The organism is Methylobacterium crusticola, from assembly GCF_003574465.1.
GTDB lineage: Bacteria > Pseudomonadota > Alphaproteobacteria > Rhizobiales > Beijerinckiaceae > Methylobacterium > Methylobacterium crusticola.
Map to the genome: position 1 here is coordinate 1 of NZ_QOWC01000449.1, position 1673 is coordinate 1673.

The 1673-nt window shown below is 79.5% G+C and carries 2 protein-coding genes; both read right to left on the reverse strand.

Going from position 1 to position 1673, the window contains the following annotated elements; genetic code table 11:
• A partial coding sequence (locus tag DT057_RS34820) for a hypothetical protein (protein ID WP_420870346.1) occupies positions 1 to 965 on the reverse strand: 965 nt, incomplete at its 3' end.
• 56 nt (positions 966 to 1021) lie between these two features.
• The coding region (locus DT057_RS34825) for a hypothetical protein (RefSeq protein WP_128566543.1) at positions 1022 to 1673 on the reverse strand (652 nt) is incomplete at its 5' end.

Here is a 1673-nt window from a genome sequence, read left to right on the forward strand (position 1 = left end):
CCCGCATCGGTCGGCGCCGCGCGGCGCCCGACGAGGTGCAGGCCCGCGAGGCCGAGCCCGAAGGCCGCGAGCCCGGCGAGCAGCGCCCGCCAGGGCGAGGCCGGGGGCGGGGCCTCGGCCTCCGCCGCCCGCGCCCGGCCGCCGACGAGGCGGGCCGGGATCTCGGCCTCCCGCATGATCCGCGCCGTCGTGTCGAACCAGGGGATCTTGATGGCCTGGAGGGTCACCGTCTCGGGCACGCCCGGGCGCACGTCCCACTGGTAGGTCGCCCGCGCCACCGGGCCCTGCGGGGTGACGAGGGTCTGGCGCTCGATCGGCCCCGCGAAGGTGAGGATGCCGCGGGTCCGCAGCACCGGGCGCGGCGGCAGCGCGTCGGCGGTCAGGCCCCGCGCCTCGAGCGTGACCGTGCGGCGGGCGGGCTCGCCGACCTTCAGGGTCTCGGGGTCGGGCGTCCAGGCGTCCGTGACCGTGACGGAGGGCGCCGGCAGCCACCAGGGCTCCGCCGCCTCGGGGCCGCCCGGGCCGCTCCACGCCCCGACCTCGACCGGGACCGGGGCGGAGCGCACGTCCACCGCCCGCCGCCCGCCGCCGTCCACCACGGTCAGGTGATGCACGAAGGGATCGATCACGAAGCGCCCGGCGGCCTGCGGGAAGACCGCGACCGTGCGCTCGAAGCCCCGGGCCTCCTGGCCCTGGACCGTGGTCCTGAACCAGCGGTCGCGGCCGAGCTGCGTCCAGGCGAAGTGCGGCAGGCTCGGCTGGTGCAGGTCCTCCAGGGCGATCTGCGCCCGGTAGGTGCCGCGGATGCGCAGGAGCACCATCTCGCGCGGGTAGGGCGCCGCGGCGCTCGCGGTCTCGGCCGTGACCGTGAGGCTGAGATCGTCGGCCTCGAGCGCGCGGGCGGGCGCGGCCGCGAGCGCCAGTCCCGCGAGCATCCGGCCCGCGAGCGCCAGTCCCGCGGGCATCCTGCCCGCGAGCGCCACTCTCGCGGGCACCCGGGCCGCCCGGGCGAGGCCCCGCCTCACCACGGGCTGCTCCCCGGCTCGACGGCGGTGCCGGCCTCGCGGCGGCGGGCCTGCTCGGCCTGGAGGCGCAGCCTGAGAAAGCGGCCGGGGTCGTCGGTGAGCGTCGCGAGCCAGTGCCGGTCGGGCCGGATCTCGCGCGCCTCGAAGCTCTTCGAGATCCGGCGCACCTCCCGCTCCGCCACCTCCGACACGCTGGCATTGCCGCCGCCCGAGCGCCCTCCGCCCTCCGCGTCGCTGGCCGATCCCCGCGCCTGGCCGCGGCCCGGATCGACCGCCCGCTGCTCGGCCCGGCCGGTGCGGGCGGCCTTCGCGTTGCCGGGCGAATCCGCCGCCGCGAGGGCCTCGCGGTTGCCCGCGAGGCCCTCGCCGGAGGACGTGGCGCCCGGGTCGTTCGGGTCGGACTGGGTCTTGCTCGCGTAGCGGGCGGTCTCGTCGGCCCGGGCATTGGCCGCGCCGGCGACGGGGCCGGCGGGGGCGTCCGGCGTCTCGAGGAGGCGCGCCACCAGGTCGCGGTTGGCGCGGGCGTCCTCGTCGCCGGGGTCGCGGGCGAGCGCGGCGTCGAAGGCCGCGAGGGCGCCCGCGAGGTCGCCGGCCCGGGCGAGCGCGGTGCCGCGGTTGTAGGGCGCGCCCGGGCCGAAGGCCGCCGCC